Annotated in this window: 18 protein-coding genes; 9 read left to right on the top strand and 9 right to left on the bottom strand. The window is 44.8% G+C overall.

Annotated features, from left to right (window positions below):
• The first annotated feature begins 4 nt into the window (after window positions 1-4).
• Together F6J99_RS03950 and F6J99_RS03945 are read left to right on the top strand one after the other, a co-directional pair.
• Window positions 5-1825, top strand: a complete 1821-nt coding sequence (locus F6J99_RS03950; protein ID WP_293111806.1) for a fatty acyl-AMP ligase — start codon at window positions 5-7, stop codon at window positions 1823-1825.
• Between the two features lie 163 nt (window positions 1826-1988).
• Window positions 1989-2759 (top strand): aspartyl/asparaginyl beta-hydroxylase domain-containing protein, encoded by a 771-nt coding sequence (locus F6J99_RS03945; protein WP_293111793.1) that lies wholly within the window; start codon window positions 1989-1991, stop codon window positions 2757-2759.
• Here the strand turns inward: F6J99_RS03945 and F6J99_RS03940 are convergent.
• The gene (locus F6J99_RS03940; protein WP_293111792.1) at window positions 2711-2869 is read right to left on the bottom strand and encodes a hypothetical protein; all 159 of its coding nucleotides are present in this window, start codon (window positions 2867-2869) and stop codon (window positions 2711-2713) included. The genes F6J99_RS03945 and F6J99_RS03940 overlap by 49 nt on opposite strands.
• Between F6J99_RS03940 and F6J99_RS03935 the strand changes: the two genes are divergently transcribed.
• The 4 genes from F6J99_RS03935 (at window position 2864) to F6J99_RS03920 (ending at window position 9071) form a co-directional block, all read left to right on the top strand.
• Entirely contained in the window at window positions 2864-4627 is a 1764-nt protein-coding gene (locus F6J99_RS03935) for a GMC family oxidoreductase (protein WP_293111791.1), read from the top strand. The two genes, F6J99_RS03940 and F6J99_RS03935, sit on opposite strands and share 6 nt — an antisense overlap.
• 1 nt (window position 4628) lies before the next feature.
• Window positions 4629-5405, top strand: coding sequence for an SDR family NAD(P)-dependent oxidoreductase (locus F6J99_RS03930; protein ID WP_293111790.1), 777 nt, complete (start codon window positions 4629-4631; stop codon window positions 5403-5405).
• Between the two features lie 239 nt (window positions 5406-5644).
• The gene (locus F6J99_RS03925; RefSeq protein ID WP_293111789.1) at window positions 5645-7423 is read left to right on the top strand and encodes a fatty acyl-AMP ligase; all 1779 of its coding nucleotides are present in this window, start codon (window positions 5645-5647) and stop codon (window positions 7421-7423) included.
• Window positions 7424-7664: 241 nt separating this feature from the next.
• Window positions 7665-9071 (top strand): glycosyltransferase family 2 protein, encoded by a 1407-nt coding sequence (locus F6J99_RS03920; protein WP_293111788.1) that lies wholly within the window; start codon window positions 7665-7667, stop codon window positions 9069-9071.
• A gap of 155 nt (window positions 9072-9226) precedes the next feature.
• On the opposite strand, the gene hpsO is transcribed toward F6J99_RS03920, so the two are convergent.
• The 6 genes from hpsO to glmM all read right to left on the bottom strand — a co-directional run bounded on the left by hpsO (window position 9227) and on the right by glmM (window position 16374).
• Window positions 9227-10399, bottom strand: coding sequence for a hormogonium polysaccharide biosynthesis glycosyltransferase HpsO (hpsO, locus tag F6J99_RS03915; RefSeq protein WP_293111787.1), 1173 nt, complete (start codon window positions 10397-10399; stop codon window positions 9227-9229).
• Between the two features lie 301 nt (window positions 10400-10700).
• Window positions 10701-11696 (bottom strand): hormogonium polysaccharide biosynthesis glycosyltransferase HpsN, encoded by a 996-nt coding sequence (hpsN, locus tag F6J99_RS03910; protein WP_293111786.1) that lies wholly within the window; start codon window positions 11694-11696, stop codon window positions 10701-10703.
• Between the two features lie 167 nt (window positions 11697-11863).
• A complete protein-coding gene (gene hpsL / locus F6J99_RS03905; protein WP_365972543.1) occupies window positions 11864-13690 on the bottom strand; it encodes a hormogonium polysaccharide biosynthesis protein HpsL in 1827 nt (608 codons plus the stop codon).
• An 18-nt stretch (window positions 13691-13708) separates the two neighbouring features.
• Window positions 13709-14002 (bottom strand): hypothetical protein, encoded by a 294-nt coding sequence (locus F6J99_RS03900; RefSeq protein WP_293111785.1) that lies wholly within the window; start codon window positions 14000-14002, stop codon window positions 13709-13711.
• A 159-nt stretch (window positions 14003-14161) separates the two neighbouring features.
• A complete protein-coding gene (locus tag F6J99_RS03895) occupies window positions 14162-14614 on the bottom strand; it encodes a hypothetical protein (protein ID WP_293111784.1) in 453 nt (150 codons plus the stop codon).
• Window positions 14615-15111: 497 nt separating this feature from the next.
• Window positions 15112-16374 (bottom strand): phosphoglucosamine mutase, encoded by a 1263-nt coding sequence (gene glmM / locus F6J99_RS03890; RefSeq protein ID WP_293111783.1) that lies wholly within the window; start codon window positions 16372-16374, stop codon window positions 15112-15114.
• A 26-nt stretch (window positions 16375-16400) separates the two neighbouring features.
• Between glmM and F6J99_RS03885 the strand changes: the two genes are divergently transcribed.
• On the top strand, window positions 16401-17588 hold the full coding sequence (locus tag F6J99_RS03885; RefSeq protein WP_293111782.1) for a transposase: 1188 nt from the start codon (window positions 16401-16403) through the stop codon (window positions 17586-17588).
• A gap of 139 nt (window positions 17589-17727) precedes the next feature.
• On the opposite strand, the gene F6J99_RS03880 is transcribed toward F6J99_RS03885, so the two are convergent.
• Window positions 17728-18300, bottom strand: coding sequence for a Uma2 family endonuclease (locus F6J99_RS03880; RefSeq protein WP_293111804.1), 573 nt, complete (start codon window positions 18298-18300; stop codon window positions 17728-17730).
• 405 nt (window positions 18301-18705) lie between these two features.
• Window positions 18706-21039 (bottom strand): selenide, water dikinase SelD, encoded by a 2334-nt coding sequence (gene selD / locus F6J99_RS03875; protein ID WP_293111781.1) that lies wholly within the window; start codon window positions 21037-21039, stop codon window positions 18706-18708.
• Window positions 21040-21337: 298 nt separating this feature from the next.
• Here selD and F6J99_RS03870 point away from each other — a divergent pair, with 298 nt between their 5' ends.
• Together F6J99_RS03870 and F6J99_RS03865 are read left to right on the top strand one after the other, a co-directional pair.
• Window positions 21338-21577: a hypothetical protein gene (locus F6J99_RS03870; RefSeq protein WP_293111780.1), complete on the top strand. Its 240-nt coding sequence runs from the start codon at window positions 21338-21340 to the stop codon at window positions 21575-21577.
• 150 nt (window positions 21578-21727) lie between these two features.
• Window positions 21728-22759 carry a PfkB family carbohydrate kinase gene (locus F6J99_RS03865; protein ID WP_293111779.1) on the top strand — a complete coding sequence of 344 codons (1032 nt, stop codon included), beginning with the start codon at window positions 21728-21730 and terminating at the stop codon, window positions 22757-22759.
• The last annotated feature ends 31 nt before the right edge of the window (window positions 22760-22790 follow it).

Raw genomic sequence — 22790 nt, 5'->3', positions numbered from 1 at the left:
CATAATGGCAAACCATAAAGCTAAATACTCCAACTTAGTCGATCTCGTGGTCGATAGAGCGATAAACCAACCTAACCAAATTGCTTACACTTTCCTAGCAGACGGGGAAACAGAATCTGGACATCTAACCTATCAACAGTTAGATCAACAGGCCAGAGCCATTGCTGCTCAGCTACAGTCTCTAGTTGCCAGGGGTTCCCGTGCCTTATTAGTCTACCCCTATACCGCTGGGTTAGAGTTCATTGCTGCTTTCTTTGGATGTCTGTATGCCTCGGTTGTAGCAGTCACCGCTAATCCCCCCCGGTCTAAACAGGCTATTGCCCAATTACAGCAGCGGGTAATTTCTGCCCAAGCCACAGTAGCGCTTACTACCACAGACTTATGGAAAAGAATCCAGCAGCAGTGTGCCTCCAATCCAGAATTAGCCCCAAGCTTAACTCAACTGTCTTGGATAGAAAGCAATAAAATTTCCCCGTCTCTAGCATCAGACTGGATTGAAACCGAGCGCCCAGATCACGATAGCTTAGCGTTTTTACAGTACACCTCAGGGTCTACCGGTAAGCCAAAAGGGGTAATGGTGACCCATGGCAATATCCTGCACAATTCAGCCTTGATCTATCAGTGCTTCGAGCATACCCTTAAAAGTCAAGGAGTGATCTGGTTACCTTTGTTTCATGATATGGGTTTGATCGGTGGTGTGATCCAGCCCATCTATGGGAGATTTCCCGTTACACTCATGTCACCAGTAGCCTTGATACAGAAACCAGTTTGCTGGCTGCAAGGGATTTCCCGCTATCAAGCCACCACCAGTGGTGGTCCCAATTTTGCCTATGACTTATTGTGTCGTCAGGTCACTCCGGAACAGATGGAAACTCTAGACCTTAGTAGTTGGGAAGTAGCGTTTTCAGGTGCTGAACCGATTCGAGCCGAAACCCTAGAACGGTTTGCCAAGACCTTTGCCCCTTGTGGGTTTAGAGCAGAAGCATTTTATCCCTGCTACGGTATGGCTGAAACTACATTATTTATTTCCGGGGGATTGAAAGCTAACCCTCTGGTGATTAAGTATGTTGAGCAAGGTGCCCTAGGAGAAAATCAGGTGGTAGCTGCGACTAAAGACCAAAAGGGAGCACAAGGGATTGTCAGCTGTGGTCAGCCCTGGTTAGGTGATCACGTGGTAATTGTTGACCCGGAAACCTTAATAGAGTGCCCAGAAAATAAAGTCGGGGAAATTTGGGTATCTGGTAATGGTGTCGGCAAGGGCTATTGGAATCAACCAGAGGAAACAGAACGCACATTTGGTGCCTATATCAAAGACACCGGCACTGGACCATTTCTGCGCACCGGAGACTTAGGATTTCTAAAAGATGGGGAACTGTTTATCACCGGTCGCCTCAAAGAATTGATGATCCTCTGGGGCAACAACCGCTATCCCCAGCATATTGAAGCAACGGTTGAGAAGAGTCATCCAGCCCTACGACCCAATGCTAGTGCAGCGTTTTCTGTAGATTTAGAAGGAGAAGAACGATTAGTTATTGCTCAAGAGATCAAGCGGAGTTACCTGAGACACTTAGTAGTTGATGAAGTAGTGGCAGCCATTCGTCAAGCAGTAGCCCAAGAGCATATTGCTGATGTTTATGGGATTGTGCTGCTGAAGACCGGAAGTATTCCCAAGACCTCTAGTGGTAAGATTAAACGTCGGGAATGTCGGCTGCGATTTCTTGATGGCACTTTAGAGGCAGTAGGTCAATGGCGACAGAGTCAACTTCAACAGCGTAGTATTACCGATCTGTTGAGTCAGTTGAATGTTGCTGGATCAGAATCCTAAGGTTGTTATTGGATCAGCTGATAGCTAAATGTGTTCAAGATTACTAATTCCCAGTGACTAATTACGACCATCACTAGGAATTTATAATTTTTTTTAGCAACTAGTAAAAAAAATAATTAGGTATGGTAACATATCCCTCTAAGCGCAGCTAATTTTATTAATCATGAAACGTTCTTTAGACGCTCTTAGGGGAAAAGCTAGGGATTTCCTGATCTATGGTATTGGTAGACCACTTATCCTCAAGTTTGAAAAGCTAATTACTGATTACTCATTAATTGCTAATTCAACTTTCGTTGATCCTTCTCAATTTGATTGGGTAGCCGAGTTAGAACCCAAATGGATGACGATTCGCCAAGAGCTAGATCAAATCCTGAAATATAGAGATATTATACCTAACTTCCACGATCTTTCCCCAGACCAGGCCGAGTATGTCAGCACGGATAATCTGTGGAAAACCTATGGCCTTTATGCCTATGGAATCAAAGTTAAACAGAATTGTGAAAAATGTCCGGAAACCACTCGTATGATTGAAAAAATTCCTGGCATGAAAACGGCATTTTTTTCAATCCTATTACCAGGTAAGCATATCCCTAAACATCGGGGACCCTATAAAGGGGTTATCCGATATCATCTAGGATTAATTGTTCCTGAACCGAAGGAAAATTGTCGGATTCGTGTTGGTAACGACATTCGCTATTGGGAAGAAGGAAAAACAATGATGTTTGATGATAGCTTCCCCCATGAGGTATGGAATGAAACCGATGGGATGCGGGTGGTTTTATTTCTAGATATTGTCAGACCGCTACGTTTTCCTGTTTCATGGATTAATCAATTATTCATTCAACTGATTGCTTGGTCACCCTTCGTTCAAGATGCTATGGCTAATCAGAAGAAATGGGAAAAACGTTTAGATAAGGTGTTTGTTCGACAATGAAGCAATAGGAAGCAATAGGGAATCGGGAATCGGGAATCGGGAATCGGGAATCGGGAATCGGGAATCGGGAATCGGGAATCGGGAATAGGAAATAGGGAATAGCGATGCATCGCTATTATCGTACTTGCTGCATCAAGACTGCAGAGGTACAAAGAATTTTTTACCTTTTCTTTGTTACCTTTTCTTTCTTTCCTGCTCCCTACGAGGTACACAGGTTTTTTACCCTCTTACCTTTGATCTCCTACATCTTATGTCTTTACTTATTCCTGCTCCCTACTCCCTACTCCCTAATCCCTACTCCCTACTCCCTACTCCCTACTCCCTATTCCCTATTCCCTATTCCCTGTTCCCTTTACTATATGACAAACGATTTTGATGCCATCATCATTGGTAGCGGAGCTGGTGGAGGAACTGTTGCGTTGGCGCTAGCTAAAGCTGGTAAGCAGGTTTTACTGGTTGAGCGTGGCTCCCGATTCATTGACAGTGAACCTTACCAGGACGAGCAACGAATGCTGATCGACATGGCAGCTTTTGATGACCGCACCATCGAGGTTAATGGGCGTAATACCCGATTGTTTATTGGCGGAATTCTTGGTGGTGGTACCTCCCTCTATGGTGGAGTGTTGATGCGTCCGAGCCGCAATGATTTCCATCCTGGCAAGTACTATAGTGAATGGCTACCACGTCACCTCTGGGATTGGCCAATTACTTATGATCAGCTCTCCCCCTATTTCGATCAGGCCGAGTCATTATTCCATGTTGCTGGAGATGATCCTAAGAAAATCATCCATGTAGAGACACCAGCCCACAGCTATCCGGCCAAGACTCCTCCCCTTGAGCCGATCAATCAGAAATTGGAGCGGGGGATTGAAAAAGCGGGATTTACTCCCTTCCACTTACCCCTTGGCATAGACTTTAACCGTTGCCTTCGCTGTCCCAAATGTCCAGGCTACTACTGCCCCAATGACTCTCGTGCTTCGACCTTGGTATGTGCTATTGATGGGGCAGTCCGCAATTATCATCTCCAGCTAAAAACTAATACAGAAGCAGAGTGCTTGGTTACCAACGCTCAAGGTAAGGTGGTTGGTGTAAAACTTCGCTGGCGCGATACTGGTACCATCGAAACCATAAAAGCTAAAACTTATATTATAGCAGCTGGAGCCATCGGTAGCCCAGTAATCCTGATCAAATCTGGGTTAACTGGTCGTAGTGGTCAGGTGGGCAGAAATTATATGTACCATTGCGGTGCTTTGGCGGCTGGGTTGTTTAGTCAACCTACCGGTGGCGCAGATACCTTCATCAAGCAGTTAGGCTTCACCGATCTTTATTTTGGTTCAGGGGATTTTCCCCATAAGCTCGGGTATTCCCAAACTGTGCCAATCCCTGGGCATCTGAGCATACAAGAAAATTTACCAGTACCGATTCCAGATGCGATCGCAAAATTCCTACTCAAACGGATACTGGCGATGACAGGTTTTGTCGAAGACTTGCCCCAAGCCGAAAATAGGGTAGAAGTTACCAACACAGGAGCGATCCGTCTAGTCCACAAATTTCATCCTTACGATATTTACCGCTCCCGTTACTATATGCGCCAGCTCAAGAAAGTGATGCGCCATGCTGGGGTAGTATTTATGTTTGGTGCCACCGGGGATAAAGATGATCGCCATACAGCCCATCAAGTGGGCACCACACGTTTTGGTACCGATCCCAAAACATCAGTGCTTGACCCATACTGCCGTTTGCACGATCATGACAATGTATTTGTTGTGGATGGTGGATTTATGCCAACCTCGTTGGGGGTTAGTCCTGCTTTAACCATTGTAGCTAATGCACTGCGAGTGGCAGATTATATTAAGGAGACTTGTTAGCATGAAAACTGTTGTAATCACAGGAATTTCCGGCACCCTCGGCAGTGCGTTAGGTCAAGAGTACATCAATCGTGGTTGGCAAGTAGTTGGTGTCACCCGTCAAGAAACCCTCGAAGGTGACTATTTCAATACATTGTGTGTGTCTCAACAACAAACCCTTGAGGATGCCCAAAAGTTGCTTGAGTATGACCCCGATGTGATTATCCTGAATGCAGGACAAATCGAAACTGAAGTAGGGGATGGAGGAGTGCCACTGGTTGAGATAGTAGAATCAATGAACCGTGTTAACTACAGTTGGCCAGCATTGGTAGCCCTGGAAGCAGCCAAGCTAAAGCGCGAGCGACCCCTGGATGTGGTTGCTATTGGTTCGATTGCAGATGGTAGCCCTTCTTGTTTTGGTCCAGTCTATCATTCTGGTAAAATCGCTTTGCACTATTACTGGTCAGGTGTTGGACCAATCGTTTACCACGCCAGCAATCATCAAATTCGCATGAGGCTTTACCGTCCTGGTGTGATCAGCGGTCCCTTGGCTTGGGCACCAGTGAACCGTCTCAATGAAAAAGGTTATAAAATCCGAGCCAACCGAGTCAATTCTGCTCCTCCTGCTGAAAAAGTGGCTAATACAATCGCCAGCTGGATTGAGAAAAACAAAGAATGGGTGGGAACTTATGATGAGCCTTTTAGCTTTAAAATATTCAAATACCTCTTTGCTTTGTTCCCCAATTTCTTTTACAAACTACAGTTGTTTGGATGGCCTCGGGGCAGCAAATTCGTGTAACTAGGAAATAGGTAATTTCGGTAAGAGTGTGAGAAGGGGGATATTTTTAATAATTGCTGGATTATTTCGGCAATTTATGTTAAAAAATCCAGGAAAATAAATTATTACTACTCGAAGCTATTAGCCTAAAACTTCTAAATAGGAGCATAGTTGGTGATGGGGTAATTAGGCTAAAGTAATGGTTTGAAATGTTTTGTGTAAGTTTTGTTTATGTCAGTTTTTGAGTGCAGGGGTAAAAGGTGTCAGAAACTATTCTCCAAGCAGCAACGTTAGTTGATATCCTGCGCTACAGAGCAGTTAACCAGCCAGATGCGATCGCATATACCTTTTTGGTGGATGGAGAAACCGAACAGGTCACTCTGACTTACCAACAGTTGGAGCAACAAGCCCAAGCGATCGCGTTTCACCTGCAATCAATATATTCCCCAGGAGAAACTGCCCTACTCCTTTATCCTCCTGGTCTAGACTATATTTGTGCATTTTTTGGGTGTCTGTACGCTGGGGTTGTAGCTGTCCCCGCTTATCCTCCCAGACCCAACCGCTCCCTTGTCCGTGTTCAGGGAATTGTCAAAGATTCCCAGGCAAGGGTAGCCCTAACTACCCAAGCAATCCTGTCTAATTTAGAGCGCAGGTTTACTCAGGCTCCAGAACTGAAGACACTGCAGTGGGTAGCCACAGAAAACATCAACAGCAACTTAGCTCAATCATGGCAGCAACCAGCTATAGATGCTAGCACCATGGCTTTTCTCCAATACACCTCTGGTTCAACCGCTCAGCCGAAGGGAGTGATGATTAGCCACAGCAACCTAGTCCATAATTCAGCTGCTATCTATCAGTATTTTGAGCACACCGACCACAGCAGTGTGGTGAGTTGGTTACCGATGTACCATGACATGGGTCTGATTGGTGGCATACTCCAACCTCTATACGGCGGCTTTCCAGCTACGCTTATGTCCCCGTTGATGTTTTTGCAAAGTCCAATCCGCTGGTTAAAAGCGATTTCCCACTATCGAGCTACCAGCAGTGGCGGACCAAACTTTGCTTACGACTTATGCGTACGCAAAATCAAGCCGGAACAACTAACAAACTTGGATTTGAGTAGTTGGGATATTGCCTTTAACGGAGCTGAGCCAATTAACTCCGCCATCTTGGAGCGGTTTGCCACAAAGTTTGAGTCCTGTGGCTTCCGCCGAGAAGCATTCTACCCTTGCTATGGCATGGCTGAAGCCACCTTAATGGTTTCTGGTGGTCTCAAAAGCGCTCCAATTGTCTTAAAAACAGTTGAAGGGGCAGCATTAGAGCAAAATAAAGTTGTGCCAGCTACTGTTGAGCAAGAAGGTACCCTTACCCTAGTAGGCTGTGGTCAAAGTCTGCCAGACCAGCAGATTGTAATTATCCATCCTGAAACCTTAACCCCATGTGACCCAGGACAAGTCGGAGAAATCTCGGTATCAGGACCAAGCATTGCCCAAGGTTACTGGAATCAACCGGCAGCAACAGAAGGCAACTTTCGCGTAACTCTAGCATCGATGGGGGAGGAGTCATTTATGCGTACCGGTGACTTGGGATTCATGGTCGATGGTGAATTATTTATTACTGGTCGTCTGAAGGATCTGATCATTATCAATGGTCGTAACCACTATCCCCAAGATATTGAATGGACCGTAGAAAAGACCCACTCCTTGCTCAGACCGACGTGTTCGGCAGGATTTTCAGTTAATATTGCTGGTGAGGAACAGTTAGTGGTGATTGCTGAGGTAGAACGTAGCTATTGGAAATCTACTCGGCTAGCTACTTCTGATCCTGGTAATGGGGCGAAAGACCATGCCCTTGATACCAAAGAGTTAATCCGGTTAATCCGACGAGCAGTATTACAACATCACGATTTGCAGGTTCATACTGCTCTGTTACTCAAACCAGGTACTATTCCCAAGACATCTAGTGGTAAGATTCAGCGTCATGCCTGTCGCCAGAGTTTTCTAGCGGGAACTCTGGCTGTTATAAATGATAGGGATTAGCCTTGAGGATTGAGGATTCAGGCTTGAGGCAGACTTAACCTAAAAGATAACCCTATTGATAGTAGTCGATAGCAATCCAAGTAAAGGTTAACAAATGTTTCTATTCCCTATTCCCTTGACACCCCAGATCAGATTTTATGTCCTAAACTATACCTTCCTTGATAGAAATTAACAATTTTGTAACACTTTCGGATAGAATAAGGCATTAGTGGCCTTCGTTGGTAGTTGCAGTACATAACTTATGTCGGAGAATTCCTGGTCAGAAAAAGCGCCAAGCCAAGAGCTGAACCAACTTGGCTCTATGCTGTCTAACTTGTCAGAGGAAGAGTTTGAAACTACCTTATTTTTCCAGGGACTAGAAGGACGCCGACGCAAAGCAGCTTTAGTGTTAACCATAGTGTGGTGCATGACAATAGCACTGCATTTGGTGTCTTGGGGGATCTGGGTGAGCTTGAGCTTAACAACGATCGTAGGAATTCATTCCCTACGATTATTGCTGGCTCAACCGTTAAAAACCCCTCAACCCTGTTTAGATGAGGAGAAAGACGATTTTCCCTTTGTGTCTCTGCTAGTAGCAGCAAAAAATGAAGAAAGTGTCATCAGTAATTTAGTTCAGTCTCTGTGTCAATTAGACTACCCCAAAAATCAGTATGAACTGTGGGTAATTGACGATTACAGTACTGACCAAACACCAGAAATCTTAGATAAGTTAGCAGCAACATACGACCAGTTGAAGGTACTGCACCGGAGTGCTAATGCCGGGGGAGGGAAATCAGGAGCACTCAATCAGGTACTGGGTTTAACGAAAGGGGAGATTGTAGCAGTATTTGATGCAGATGCTAAAGTTCCCAAAGATATGCTAAGGCGGGTGTTGCCCTTATTTAATAACCCGCGAGTGGGAGCAGTGCAGGTCAGAAAAGCGATCGCAAATGCAGCACTGAATTTCTGGACACGAGGGCAAATGGCAGAAATGGCTCTAGACAGCTATTTCCAACAGCAACGTATAGCAGTGGGTGGGATTGCTGAATTGCGGGGCAATGGTCAGTTTGTCCGGCGTTCCGCACTACAGCGTTGCGGTGCCTGGAATGAAGAAACTATCACCGACGACTTAGATTTAACCATTCGCCTACACCTCGATCAGTGGGATATTGGCTTTCTCAATTACCCGCCAGTAGAAGAAGAAGGAGTCACCAGTGCGATCGCACTCTGGCATCAACGGAACCGTTGGGCAGAAGGGGGGTACCAGCGCTATCTAGATTACTGGCGTTTAATTGTAAGTAACCGCCTAGGTTTGCGGAAAACTATAGATTTATTTACCTACTTGATCATCCAGTACTTTTTGCCCACTGCTGCTGTACCAGACTGTTTGATGGCTATTGCCCGTAACCGTCTACCTATTTTTAGCCCCATTACTGGTCTAACTGTCACCGTATCAGTGATTGGGATGTTGGTCGGGCTGCGCCGCACCAATCAAAATCGACGATTACGTGTTTCTAACCTGTTGGTTCCTCTCTTGCAGACCTTGAGGGGAAACCTTTATCTATTGCACTGGATGCTAGTGATGGCCGCTACTACCGCTCGGATGTCTGTGCGTCCTAAACGCTTGAAATGGGTGAAAACAGTCCATAGAGGTGGTAGCGAAGAATGAAGAATGTAGAATGCATAATTAAGAATGCAGAATTAAGAATGCAGAATTCCAAATTCTAAGTTCTACATTCTAAAATTGTGAATTCTAAATTCTAAGTTCTACATTCTAAATTCTAAATTCTAAATTATTAATTCTAAATTATTAATTCTAAATTATTAATTCTGCATTAATTCCTCATAAAAATCCAATAGCTGTTTAGCTAGCGCCTTATTGGTATACTGCTCCATTGCCCGTGCATAACCCAAATCTCCTAATTTCTCAGCCAACTCTGGTTGCTTGATTAGCTGCTGTAAACAATGTCGTAACTCGGACTCATCTTTTTCAGGAAACACCAACCCAGCATCCCCAATCACATAGGGAATTTCTCCAGAATCCGAACCAATTACTGGTACTTTAGATGCCATAGCCTCAATCAGCACATGACCAAACTGTTCCTTCCAACCTACACTAGTTAAGGTTTTAAACTTATAATTAGTCTCTGATGGTAGCACCAGAGTATTCATCACATTAATATAACGAGGTACCTCATCATGGGGAACACTCTCAATCCAAATTAATTTGTCTTTAATTCCCCATTCTGCCGCCTTTTCCATCAATATCGGCTTGAGGGGACCACGCCCTAGTAGCAGCAACTTCCACTGCATCCCAGATAACCCAGCTAGGGCTTTACCTAAAGTCAGTAATCCCTTCTCCTCTACAAACCGTCCCACAAATCCCACCACAAAGTCATCGGGTTGAATTCCCAACTGCTGTTTTAAATCTGGTTGAGCTTGGGGACGAAACAGGCTTTCATCTACCCCCAATTGGGGCATTACTTTAGCTGGTCCGTTATAACCATGTTGTCGCAGGATTTCTACCCCATCCTGATTCCCACAAATCAGTCCATCGGTATGGCGCAGGTTATACCCTTCCAACACAGAGACCGGAAATTTCACTTGGTAGGGCAGATTCCAAAAAGTTAAAAATAGGTTTTTTGCCTTCAGTCCCAATAGCTTATTTAGGGTAATAAATTGAGCATAACCTAATGCCTTAGCTCCCTGTTCCACTTGAATAATGTCGGGGCGAAACTGTTTCAATAAAGGGATAATATCTAGGCCAAAGGTCAGCAGCCCCTGATGATTTTCACTAAAGTTAGACACTGGTACCACCCGAAATGAACCTTCCTCACGGGGTTGGGTTTCAATGATGCGATTTTGGACACCACCAGGACGCCAGCGCCGGGGAACCACCACAGTTACCTCAATATTAGGTTCTAACTGAGCGAGTGTTCGTAACTTCTCGCAGTTAAGGTCAACAATATAGGAGTGGCTAGCAACTAGTATTTTCATGGGTAATTTTTTGACAGTTAACGGTGGCAGGTTAAAGGTTGGGTAGTGGTAAAGATGTAGTGATTTGGCTACGGTCTGATCAAGGTTTCGGGTGCTAAAATCACTACTTGTGTACCACTACCCTGAATTATTAATCATAAATTTTAAAGCTTTTAATTAAAGATGCAAGAGCTTATTAGGTTTACTTAATCGTAGTTTTAAGTTTTAAAAACTGGCTTCAACCTTGTAACCTTGGCCAAAAGGCCACGCTACGCGAACAAGCTTCAACCTTGTAACCTTAAACCTTGTAACCTTCAACCAACTAACCTTCAACCTTATAACGGTCTAGCCGACTATAAATTTGACCATCATCCCAGATAGATTTGATGCGTGTACCAAGTGCTTTTAAAAAGCCCAACATGTAGAAACCAGCGCGGCTAATAATTTTAATCGGGGAACCACTTTTATTACAAGGAGGATTCCCTAAGACGTGGCAATCAAATAGACGACCAAACAGCCGTAGCTGTTCACTAAGGGTAAGATTTTTCATCCCCATCAGGAAATGGTTGTGATAAAAGGTCAACTGATACTCAAGCGATCGCGTACTAATATCATGACACCCCCCAGTTTCTTCTCCTAAATGGACTAAATAAGCATCTGGGTCATACCAAATTTGATAACCAGTGCGCCTAAATCGCAAACAAAAATCCGACTCCTCACGAACCGCACTCCCCCGGAACTGTTCATCAAAGTGCAGCCCATACTTCGTAAAAATTTCCCGGCGGAAAGACATATTGCAGCCTCGGGCTGAGATCACCCGTTGAGGCTTCACCGTATGGACTAAGTCTATGTAATACCATGCAATCCCAGGGTCCATGGCCTCCTTAGGCAAGTCCTCAATCGTGTAAGAGGGAGTGGGGGAATCTGCTGCTGCTCCTTTCTCCGCTAGCTTCATCCGGTCAAATACTCGTCCTGCTACTGCCCCAATCTCTGGGGATTGTTCATAGTTACGAGCATGAGCAGTTAAATACCCCGGTGGCATCTTGATATCATCATCGATAAACACAATAATGTCCCCGGATGCCCGCCTTACCCCATAATTTCTTGCCCCAGGTAAACTCGCCCAATCAACCCGGAACCAGCGAATCTTACCAGCATTAGCCAGCTGCTCTAAATAGGATTGAATCTCTGGTTTGTGGTTTCGAGTTTGATCGACAACCAGTACTTCAAAAGCAGGGTAGTCTTGCTTCAGGACATCTTCTAGGGTATCCCGCAAAGGGTCTTCCCGTCCGTAAGTAGGGATAATTACAGAAATCATTGTCGTTGTTGTGAGTACTTTGTCCTTAAGCATTTAACTGCTGATAATGCCGACAATCGATAACAGTTTAACTAACATGCTATCTTTGGACATCCGTGGTTTTATGGAAAGTTCGAGAATTCTCAAGCTAAGAGGTAAAACCAATACCAGCTTAGTACACGGAACAGTTATCCGTGCAGACCTGTAGAAAAAACCGTTTGCCTTTTGCCTTTTCCCTTTTGCCGTTTCCCTGTTCCCTTTTTCGATGTCTTGATACCTCGTTTCTTTTTACGTTTAGGATCGTTTGTCTGTTCTGCCTCTAGTTTCTGTAGTTCCTCTTGTTCTTGGCGATTTATTTCGGGCAACTTGAGGATAACACCAGTCATCAACCAATAATAGATTGCCACTGGATCTACATCCAAGGGATAGTAATAGGTTTGGTAGCTAATAAACAAAATAAGTACCCAATAGCTGGCACCGATACTCCGCAAATCCTTGTTTTTCACTGAGCGGTAAGCCTTGAAGGTAAGTACAGTAATACCAGTTACAAATATTAGAAAAGCCAGCAGCCCCAGCGGACCAACTTCATGCATCACTTTGGGAAACCAAGTTTCTACCAAACTAGTTTTACCGAAAACACGAGCAGAGTTGGTCGCTCGTCCTAATCCCAGACCAATTAATGAGCCTCTGAGTCTATGCCAGGTAAAAGCAAATTGATGAAGGATAAAATCATCCGCTGGTGCAGCTTGCCAACGACCGATAAAACTATCTATCCGTTCCTGAACTACTTCAGGAAAAGCAGTTGCGGCAATTCCCAATAAAAGTCCTAATCCCCCCAGAATAGGTAAAAACCGTTTAAGGTTAGTGACTTGACCCGTTAAAACCAGCAAGATTACAGTTACGGTTGGCACCAAAGCCAGAGCAATCCGCTGACCAGAGACTACTGCCAGAACAAAAACCGATGCCATGGCACCTAAACCAACACTTCGCCAACGAGCTGAGGGGTCGCTGAAAGCAGTAGCAAAGGTAAAAAAGGCATTAGAAATCAGGAACCAGCCCCACTGCCAAGGGGCAACAAAAGTTCCCGGTAAGCGGATTTGTCCCACTTGAGGACTATACAGTAAAGACCCACCCACAAAACATCTAGCATCTAGGGAAGCTTTGAATAAGGCAGCCCCTTCTCTGAATTGGGTTCCAGCGCATCTACCAGTTTTCAGCATCATGTACTGAATAAAGGCAAGGCTACAGCAGATAATAGCCAGAACTGTGAACATCCTTGAGAGGAAGAGTAATTCTTTCTTGCTACGGATCAGGTAGTAGGCACAAAAGATTAAGGGAATGTATCCCAAAAAAACTTTCAAACCCAAAATTCCCATTAGTATCGGCTGTCCATCGTCGCAGGTTACACCTCTACGCATCCCTGGTAAATCTGAACAGGGGGGAAGTAGTTGCTGGGCACCATTAGCAAACAAGAGTGTCAGCAAACTTGATGCGCACAAAATGCCTAAGGGTACCATTAGGGACTTGGCTACTATGATCGGTTTTCTTTGCTGCTTACACTCTTGTATTAGACCAATCAAAGCAGGGATATAGATACCATCTTTAGCCAGCTGGAGCAGTGGACTATTGCCAATGGAGTAAATGATTGTGCCACTAAAAGGCATATAGATCAGGAATGCCCAAAGTGCTTTGCGAGGATATTTATAGGACAGAACCAGACAAGGCAGACCAGCTACTGCAGCTGCACCAGCTTTAGGATCAACCACCAGAGCCAGCAACACCCCGATAATCGCTCCAAAAGCTGCTGTCATAGTGATGATTTGGATGACTTCTCTACGCTCCCGTTGCGCTCGCCGTTTTTGAGCTAACTGTTGCTTCAGATTTAAGGTTGTGGTCTCAGATGGCGTTTTCCCTTTCTTTGATGCCTTAGATTTTGACCGACCTTTGACCATGGCAGAACCGTCCCATTGTCTATCGATGTTATTATTTTCTAATTTGGCATGTTCAAGTTTCAATTGGTGTTTGCGCGATGGTCAAGGGAGCTTGTATAAGCCAAAGTCATCACAAATTGATTTGCTCAACGCCTTTCGATTGAAGATGTTAAAGGATAATCTGTCTTCATTTGCTGATATATTCTCACCAGTACCAAGGATATAAACACTACCGGAAAAGGGTAATGGTTCTAGAGGGGTTCCCTTGTTAGCAAGAATACCTTTTACTTTCTCATGATCAATATAGAACTTGTAGTAGCCATAACCCCGATTGTATTCAGGTTTTTCAGGTAACTCTAATAAATCCCATCTAAGAATGTTCGCTGTCCCCGACATTCGATGTAAGCATTCAGCCCTCAGCTATCAGCTATCAGCTATCAGCTATCAACTATCAACTATCAACTATCAACTAGCAGGCGCTTTAACTGCACGGGGTCAGATGAGCAAAACAAGCAAGGATTTTCAACCAGCCGTACTAGCCCGTAAGCTTGTTTACTACATCCCGTTGATTAGCTGACGGCTGACCACTGATTGCTGAATGCTTACCATTCGATAGAATTGTTTTCGTTTTAAATATAAACAATCTTCCCCATCTCGATACTTATAACCTCTATTAATAAACCAGCCATTTCCCTGAGGAGTTTTCCTAACAAATTCCGCTAACTGTTTGCTAACACAATCATCGGCATCGACATTCATAGCATGAGTTGGGTCAAATCGACGAGCATAGGTTAATCCTCTCAAAACCTTACGTCCTTTGTCTGTCAAACCTCTAGCTATGGGGTTTTGTTCTTTGGGAGTAGGATAATCAACCTCAAGATAAATTATATGGGGGTGACTGAATGTAATCTCTGGCTTTTCATTACAAACAACGATTACTCTAAATTCCGATGATGTTTGATAACATACTGATTTGACACAGCGTTCAAATAATTTAGATACTTCCAAGATTTGGAAATATTTCGACTCTTGAGTGGAATTACGAAAACTAGCATGATTAACCTTTATTGATAGAAAAACAAGCTAAAAAACTCCCATGACTTTGACTAATTTAGCCAAAGTAACGGGAGTTTTAATGTTAGGGTGAGGTAGCCATGGCGTTATTGGAACCTTGCAAACAACCAAGCATTTCGTCAGCTATCAACTAACGAAAATACTGCCAATAGTTTCCTATGCACCCCTATAAAATATTAAGTTCAGGGTTAAAAACCCTTTTTCCTGATGCTTTCCACCGATTTGGTTTTTGACCGTAGATGGGCAAGGAGTTCTCCTGAAGAGAGACTCAGATCAGGGTTGATGATTTACCGTCAACCATAAACCGTCAACCATAAACCGTCAACACAACCCGATCACTGAAACGATCTGAGTCAACAAAGATATAAGTTAACTATGCCAGTGATATGCTGAGCAGTTGCTGGAAGCATTTTTGTGAATCAGTTAACTAATCAGTTAGCTAAATATCGCTCAACGACATTAACTAACTCTGATGTCCAGTGGTGAGCAAGTTGAGAATTGGCGGCTTCGACCATCACCCGGATCAGGGGTTCAGTACCAGAAGCACGAACCAGAATTCGACCTTGGTCTCCCATGGCTGCTTCCCCTTTTGCGATCGCATTCGTGATGGCCTCACACTCTTGCCATCCACGTCGGCGTTCTCGGTCTTCTACCCTGACATTACGCAGCAGTTGGGGGTAAGTCTGGAAACTTTGGTCTACTAACTCCCCTAAGGTCATCCCAGATTCATGCACCAAAGAAGCTATATGTAAAGCAGTTAACATGCCATCCCCAGTCAAACCATAATGGTGACAGATGATATGTCCCGATTGCTCACCCCCTAGCATAGCTCCAGTTTGGAGCATTTTAGCTTGGACATGCTGATCTCCGACTGCTGTCCGTAGGAATTTACCCCCCAACTGCTTCCAGGCTCGTTCAAATCCTAAATTTGCCATTACCGTTGCTACCATTAGGTCTTCTGGAAGCTTTTGGGCAGCACGTAAGGTTTGACCCCAAAAATAGAGGATGTAATCTCCATTGATCTCCCGACCCTGGGCATCTACTGCCATCAATCGGTCTGCATCACCATCAAACGCAAACCCAAGATCTGCTTGGTATTCTTTTACCGCAGCTTTGAGGGGTTCGAGGTGAGTCGAGCCACAATTGACATTAATGCGATCGCCATCTGCCTGGTCATGCAAACAGATCACTTGTGCCCCCAACTGCTCAAACACTTGTCCTGAGAGTCGCACTGCTGCCCCCCAAGCCAAATCCAGCACAATCTTCATCCCTTGTAAATTCGTCACTCCTTTCAGAGGACAATGAAGTGCTGCGGCATAATCGGTGACCAACCCTGGGCGATAGTGATACTTCCCTTGGGTTTTACTCACTACACCCTGATCAGTAAAACCCCTCAATCCAGCTTCTATATGCTTTTGCAGCTCCTGAGATAGCTTAGTGCCTTTCCCGCTAAAAAACTTAATCCCATTGTCTTCTGGAGGATTATGACTAGCGGAAATCATCACACCCCCGATGGCACTTGTAGCACTACACAGGTAGGCAACACCAGGAGTGGGACATAATCCCAGGTGCCACACCTCTAAACCTGCTGTAGTCAGCCCCTTAGCTAAAGCTGTGGCCAACATATCACTAGAATTGCGCGAATCCTGCCCCAAAATCACCGGTCCTGGCACAGCTGAGTATTCCTGTAACACANCCCATTCTAAGAGGAGCCAATGTCATGGATTTAAAGTACTATAATGAGGAGCCGTATGATGCGAAAGTGTCACGTACGGTTTTGAAGACGAGTCAGAAGAGGCGACTCTTCGACTTAGTTCAACAAAATGTAGAACGGGGGATAAAAAAATTTTTCGATAACTGCAAAAATCAGGTACCTGGAAAGAAAGGCTATCCCCGTTTCAAAAAGCATTCTCGCTCAGTGGAATATAAGCAATCTGGATGGAAATTATCCCCAGACAAAAAGTCCATAAAATTTACCGACAAAAAAGGTATTGGCAAAGTCAAGCTCAAAGGTAAATGGGACTTGTGGCGCTTCGACCAAAAACTAATCAAGCGGGTCAGAATAGTCCAGAGAGCGGATGGCTACTATGTTCAATTTTGCGTCAAAGTAGATAATCACGAACAACTAGAAGCGACTGGTTTTACGGTTGGATTGGACGTGGGACTAAAAGAATTTTACACAGACTCTTATGGTCACACCGAACCTAATCCTAGGTTTTACAGAAAAGGCGAAAAACGTCTAAAGTTTTATCAGCGTCGGGTTTCCCGAAAAAAGAAAGGCTCTGCTAACCGTAAGAAAGCGATTAATAGGTTGGGCAAAACTCACCTTAAGATAAGTAGGCAACGTAAAGAACACGCCAAGAGACTGGTTAGAAGTTACCGTAAGATAGTGGAGCCTTATTACAAAAGATTTAACCCTTTTATGCAAAGCCGAACACCCATAAAGGCTCCACTATCTAAGGTTTCGTCTCCGGCACGTTGCGTAATCCGGTCTAACGACCTGGTCGCCTATGAAGATTTAAGGGTCAAAAACTTGGTGAAAAACCATTGTCTTGCCAAGTCTATTAATGATGCAGGTTGGTACCAATTCCGGGAATGGTTGGAATATTTTGGAAAAAAGTTTGGCCGGATAACTGTTGCAGTAAATCCGGCGTACACCAGCCAAAATTGTTCCAGCTGCGGTGAGGTGGTGAGAAAGTCGTTATCGACTCGAACCCATACTTGTAAGTGTGGTTGTCAACTAGACAGAGACCACAACGCCGCTAAAAATATTCTTACAAGAGCCTTGGGTACGGTGGGGCACACCGGAACTTTAATCAACGCTTGGGGAGAGGATACCTCTACTCTTCTTGGCTCCGGCCTGGGAGAGCAAGTAACCTCGTTGAACCAAGAATCCCCCGGTTTCTAACCGTGGGGAGTGTCAATTAAGATTCTGGTTGAGTGACAAAACTATTCAACAGCATATTGGTACGGATGATGATGATGGGAATCATGATGATGATGGTGAGCTTGATGATGATGAGCTCGGCGAAGACTTAGGAAAAGCCTTATAACAGCTGCTCAATATTTTCGTAGAGCTTGGCGATCGCACAAGAAAAGCCAATGCTGGTAAACTTGATTGTGTCTCCGGCTCGATAGATCTGGGGAACCCACAGATTGTTTGACTTACGCTGGAATTGCTCCACTAGAATTTGTTTTTGGTGGAGTAGCACATACTCCTCAAATTCTGCGATTGTCTTGTAGTCGGCAAATTTCTCACCTCGATCAAATGCTTCGGTGGAGTCTGATAACACTTCAATAATCAGTTTGGGGTGCATAATAAAGTCTTCATTGGAGTAGCGATCCCTGTCGTCAAAGGTTACAGCTAAATCGGGGTAATAGAAGAGATTTAAGGAGGGCAAGCGAACCTTCATGTCAGTTGCATAAGAGATGCAACCTTTACCACGTAAATGCTTTACTAGTAAAGCCGAGAGATTTCCTGTGATAATGACATGGGCTTTACTCGCACCTGCCATAGCAACAATTTGAGCCTGAAGATATTCATGCTTGATGGGACTAACCCGTTCAATTTCCAAGTACTCTTCCGGTGTAAAGTAGGTATGGCTTTTGCTAATTGTCATGAGGGAATAGGGAATCGGGAATCGGGAATCGGGAATCGGGAATCGGGAATCGGGAATCGGGAATCGGGAAGCGTTTATCGTTGCTGCTTCCATTTGACACTCCCCGGTCTAAAGACGCGGGGAGTGTCAACAATATTAATGACAGGCAAGATGCCTGTTCCACGAGATAATGAAGATAGCTGCAACAGTCCCTGATCAACCTTTGAGAACTTTGTGCCTTTGTGGTTTTTCTGCAATTAAGAGTGATATCATGTCCGGTTGAATACTTATCATTAAGGCTGACGCTCCAGACGCGGGGACGCGGGGACGCGGATAATTTTTATCGTAAGCGATTAGACGGACATGATATGACTAAGGACAGGCAAGATGCCCAATACTGCATTCTCAATTCTCAATTCTCAATTCTCAATTCTCAATTCTCAATTCTACATTCCTCAGGGTAATTGGCATAGTTTCCGGAGCAGGAATAACCCTACCAATCAAGGAGCTTTGCTTGTGGCCAAATGTTTTCAACTTCTTGATACATTCATCAACGTTTTCAGCTGGAATAGCAGCCAGGAGTCCACCAGAGGTTTGAGGGTCAAATAACAACTGGTATTTGGCTAAATCACTAGCCTGGGTAGCATTATTGATGTAGATGGCTAGTCGTAAATTTTGAGGGTGTAGGGAACTGGTAATTCCTGCTTGCACGGTTTCTATGGCTCCTGGCAAAATCGGTATAGTATCTAAGTCTAATTCAACTCCCACTTGGGAGGCTTTTACCATCTCGAACAGGTGTCCGAACAGCCCAAATCCAGTAATGTCAGTGCAGGCTGTTGCGCCGGATTCAAGAAGGACTTGGGCAGCGGTTTGATTGGAGAGCAACATGGATTCAAGGGCTTGCTCAATCCAGCGACCTTTAGCTTGGTAGCGCATATCAGCTGCAAACAGTGTTCCTGTACCAATAGCTTTGGTTAGAATCAACACTTGCCCAGGTTTCATCCCACTTTTGCGCAAAAGTTGGTCGGGATGAACTAGCCCGTTGCAGGACAGACCAAAGGCTAATTCCGCGCCTTCAGTGGTATGACCACCAATTAAGGGACTCTGACAGTCTTGGAGGATTTTATTGGCTCCCGACATCAATTGATAGAGGGTTTCCTCGATCTTTTCGTCTGTCCCGTAGGGAATGGTAACGATGGCTAAGGCACTTTGAGGGGTTGCTCCCATGGCAAAAATGTCACTCAAACAGTGATTGCTGGCAACTTGACCGAAGATATAGGGGTCATCGATCAAGCTACGAAAATAATCGACTGTCTGTACCAGCAGTTGACCGGCTGGCACTTGCAAAACAGCTGCGTCATCTGGGTCCCCCAATCCAATCATAATATCGGCTCCTCCCATGATCGGCAGCCGTTTGATCACCTTTTCTAGGGTTGTACTACCCACCTTTGAACCACAGCCTGCACAGTGCATTTTGGGTTTGCTAATCGGTGATGGCAACAGGGAACTGGAGAGATTGTCTTCTTGTCTTTGGGACTCTTGATCTCCCCTACTGCTTGGTTCTTCCGCTTCCATTGACGGTAAATCGTCAAACTTATCCATGAATTTGCGGTCAATTTGGTCTTTCCATAGCCACAGCAGCGGTGAGCGCCACTCCAAAAATGACCAAGAAGCGATCGCTTGTTTGTCCCCGGTGCCAATTAAACTTAAATATCGAGCCTGGGGATGGTAAGGGAGCAGTTTTTGCCCTAAGACAATCCGTCGCAGGTTTTCAAATAATGGCTTTCCCTGACGAACAGCAAATACCCCAGCTTTAGGCCGCTGGTAGTTTTGCATGGTGGCAATATCTCCAGTAGCAAAGACATGGGGATGGGAAATCGACTGTAAGGTATCGGCAACGAGAACGAACCCTCGCTCATCGGTGGCCAGTCCTGAGGCTTTAATCCAACTGGGAGCCGAGGCTTGAGTCACCCAAAAGACATGGTGGCATTCGATTTTTAAGCCAGAGTCACAGATCACCTTGAGGGGTTGGGATTGATCGGCATCAGCAGATATTTGACTCACTTCTTCCCTTAAATGGATTCTAATTCCTCGTTGGAATAAAATTTTTTCTAAGTGACCCCGGATCCAACGATTGTGCTGGGGTAACAGTTGTGTGCCTCGATGGAATAAATAAATTTGTAACTTCTCCGTCGGTTGACCAGCATCGGTTAAAATTTTATGCAATTTTGCTTGCATGTTGAGAGCCAGTTCTACTCCACCAGCTCCACCCCCAACAATACCCAAGGTGAGAGGACCCATGGGATTGTGTTCGACCTGGGCAGCGATTTGCTCCCAGGCTGCCAAAAACAGGGGAACCGGTTTTGCAGGAATCGCATACTTAGCTGCACCAGGTGTTCCAACCGTTGCTGGCGTACTGCCTATATCAATGGATAAATAATCAAAGGCAACAGGGGGATGATTGGCACAAATGACTTTCTTTTCAGTTAACTCCAGACCAATCGCTTGGTCTAAATATAATTGGGCTTTGGAAAACACCGCCAGACGACGCAAGTCGATGTGAGCTTCATCGTAGCTGTAAAAACCGGCAACATGACCTGGTAGCATTCCCGAATAGGGGGTGTGGGCATTGTCGGTAATCAGGGTTATACGGACACCAGGCAGAGGTTTCATGGCAAACTTTTTGAGAGCGATCGCATGGCTGTGACCACCGCCAACTAAGACTAAATCTGTGGTGATCGCTTGAGGAGCTGGCTGCATGAGACCCGTTGAAAAAATTGAAAAAGCTGTCTTCAGTTTATCTAATTTTGCTTCAATAAAACCCACATTCTAGACTTGACAGTGTAATACGTAATAATCACGCTTTATCTGTGGCTGATCAAACACCGATAGCGCCAAATTAACTATTTATAGGTAAAAAAAATCGCCAAGCTACACAGAATTATTAGCGTATTACTTTAATACTACAACTTGATCGGCGGAATCTGGGATAAAAAAATTAAATTTTTCCCTTAGCCAAAGTATAATCTTCACAGTTTGATGATCAAGAAAAAAAACAATGAACAAAAAAATCTTACTAGGTTTTCTTTTAGTCCTATTACTACCGGTTACTGCCTGTTCCCCTAGCTCCGATTCTACATCCTCGTCTGGAAATGGGGCTCAGGTGCAATCTTTTACCACTGGAGCAATCCTGCCCTCTCGGCCTATTTTGACTGGGCGCACTAAGAGCAGTATGTTAACTGGGGAAGATTTAGAGATGTTAGGGCTGGTATTTAAAGTAACAGTAAGGAGAAACTAATGAATACCAAACTATAGCATTTATCACAGTTATCAGGTAAATTAAATTTTATTATCCCTACTCCCTACTCCCTACTCCCTACTCCCTACTCCCTACTCCCTACTCCCTACTCCCTACTCCCTACTCCCTACTCCCTACTCTCTTTGCTATATGACTGAATTTGCATCTTTCAAAACTCAACTAGCTGCTTCAGCTCCCCGTTTGTTTGAGCTCATTGATGGTTTTAAGCAATCCAAGGTGCTCGTGGTTGGTGATTTAACTCTTGATGAGTTTCTCACAGGTGAAGTGGAACGAATTTCACGAGAGGCTCCAGTATTAATAATACGTCATGAAACCACTCGTCAAACTCCTGGTGGTGGGGCAAATGCTGTTTATAATCTGGCTAAGCTAGGAGCAGAAGTTAAGGTAGCTGGGTTTTTGAGTAAAGATCCTCAAGGGCAAGTGCTGCGGACGATGTTTGAGGAGGTGGGGATTGATACTAATGCGATCGTGATTGATCCAGACCGACCAACTGTGACCAAAAGCCGGATTGCTGGTCATGCCCGTCAGTCGGTGACTCAGCAGATTGTACGAATAGACCGCAAGTCAGATGAATTGCCCGACCGGGATAAGCAGTTAGAGTTGGCAGCACAAATACGACAGCATTTAGGTGAGGTGGATGCTGTAGTTTGTTCTGATTACGGAGATGGTGTGTTTACACCACCAGTGATTGAAGCGGTTTTGTCTCACGACCGCACCATTGTAGATACTCAGAAGGATCTGGACCGTTATCATGGCGCTAGAGTTTTTACTCCTAATCTGCCAGAAGCGGAGCGAGCAGTGGGCTATGGGATTAAGAGTTTTGAGGATTTGTTGAGAGCTGGTAGAGATTTGTTGGCACTGACTCAAGGGGAAGAAATTCTGATTACTCGTGGTGAACAGGGGATGAGTTTGTTTGGTCGTGATGGTAAGGTTGAGCATATCCCAGCGTTTAATCGCACCGATGTATTTGATGTCACTGGTGCTGGGGATACGGTGGTCGCAGCCCTGACCTTGAGCTTGTGTCTAGGGGCTTCCTACTGGGAAGCAGCGGTTTTGGGGAATTTGGCCGCTAGCATTGTGGTGCGTCAGTTTGGGACAGCAACCACTAGTCAGGATGAGATGAAAGAGGCTTTACGGGGATTGTTGGAGGTTGAAGCATAAACTATAGCAATTCTCTGTTCGATGCTTTCCT

It is taken from the genome of Moorena sp. SIO4G3 (genome assembly GCF_010692305.1).
Classification (GTDB): domain Bacteria; phylum Cyanobacteriota; class Cyanobacteriia; order Cyanobacteriales; family Coleofasciculaceae; genus Moorena; species Moorena producens_A.
The sequence above is the reverse complement of the archived record's forward strand: the minus strand, read 5'-3'. Positions and strand labels throughout refer to the sequence as shown.

Excerpts from the sequence above, each read along its gene's own strand:
- F6J99_RS03950 (WP_293111806.1), top strand. The coding sequence starts at position 5 with ATGGCAAACCATAAAGCTAAATACTCCAACTTAGTCGATCTCGTGGTC.
- F6J99_RS03945 (WP_293111793.1), top strand. The coding sequence starts at position 1,989 with ATGAAACGTTCTTTAGACGCTCTTAGGGGAAAAGCTAGGGATTTCCTG.
- F6J99_RS03935 (WP_293111791.1), top strand. The coding sequence starts at position 2,864 with ATGCATCGCTATTATCGTACTTGCTGCATCAAGACTGCAGAGGTACAA.
- F6J99_RS03940 (WP_293111792.1), bottom strand. The coding sequence starts at position 2,869 with ATGCATCGCTATTCCCTATTTCCTATTCCCGATTCCCGATTCCCGATT.
- F6J99_RS03930 (WP_293111790.1), top strand. The coding sequence starts at position 4,629 with ATGAAAACTGTTGTAATCACAGGAATTTCCGGCACCCTCGGCAGTGCG.
- F6J99_RS03920 (WP_293111788.1), top strand. The coding sequence starts at position 7,665 with ATGTCGGAGAATTCCTGGTCAGAAAAAGCGCCAAGCCAAGAGCTGAAC.
- hpsO (WP_293111787.1), bottom strand. The coding sequence starts at position 10,399 with ATGAAAATACTAGTTGCTAGCCACTCCTATATTGTTGACCTTAACTGC.
- hpsN (WP_293111786.1), bottom strand. The coding sequence starts at position 11,696 with ATGATTTCTGTAATTATCCCTACTTACGGACGGGAAGACCCTTTGCGG.
- F6J99_RS03900 (WP_293111785.1), bottom strand. The coding sequence starts at position 14,002 with ATGTCGGGGACAGCGAACATTCTTAGATGGGATTTATTAGAGTTACCT.
- F6J99_RS03885 (WP_293111782.1), top strand. The coding sequence starts at position 16,401 with ATGGATTTAAAGTACTATAATGAGGAGCCGTATGATGCGAAAGTGTCA.
- F6J99_RS03880 (WP_293111804.1), bottom strand. The coding sequence starts at position 18,300 with ATGACAATTAGCAAAAGCCATACCTACTTTACACCGGAAGAGTACTTG.
- selD (WP_293111781.1), bottom strand. The coding sequence starts at position 21,039 with ATGCAGCCAGCTCCTCAAGCGATCACCACAGATTTAGTCTTAGTTGGC.
- F6J99_RS03870 (WP_293111780.1), top strand. The coding sequence starts at position 21,338 with ATGAACAAAAAAATCTTACTAGGTTTTCTTTTAGTCCTATTACTACCG.
- F6J99_RS03865 (WP_293111779.1), top strand. The coding sequence starts at position 21,728 with ATGACTGAATTTGCATCTTTCAAAACTCAACTAGCTGCTTCAGCTCCC.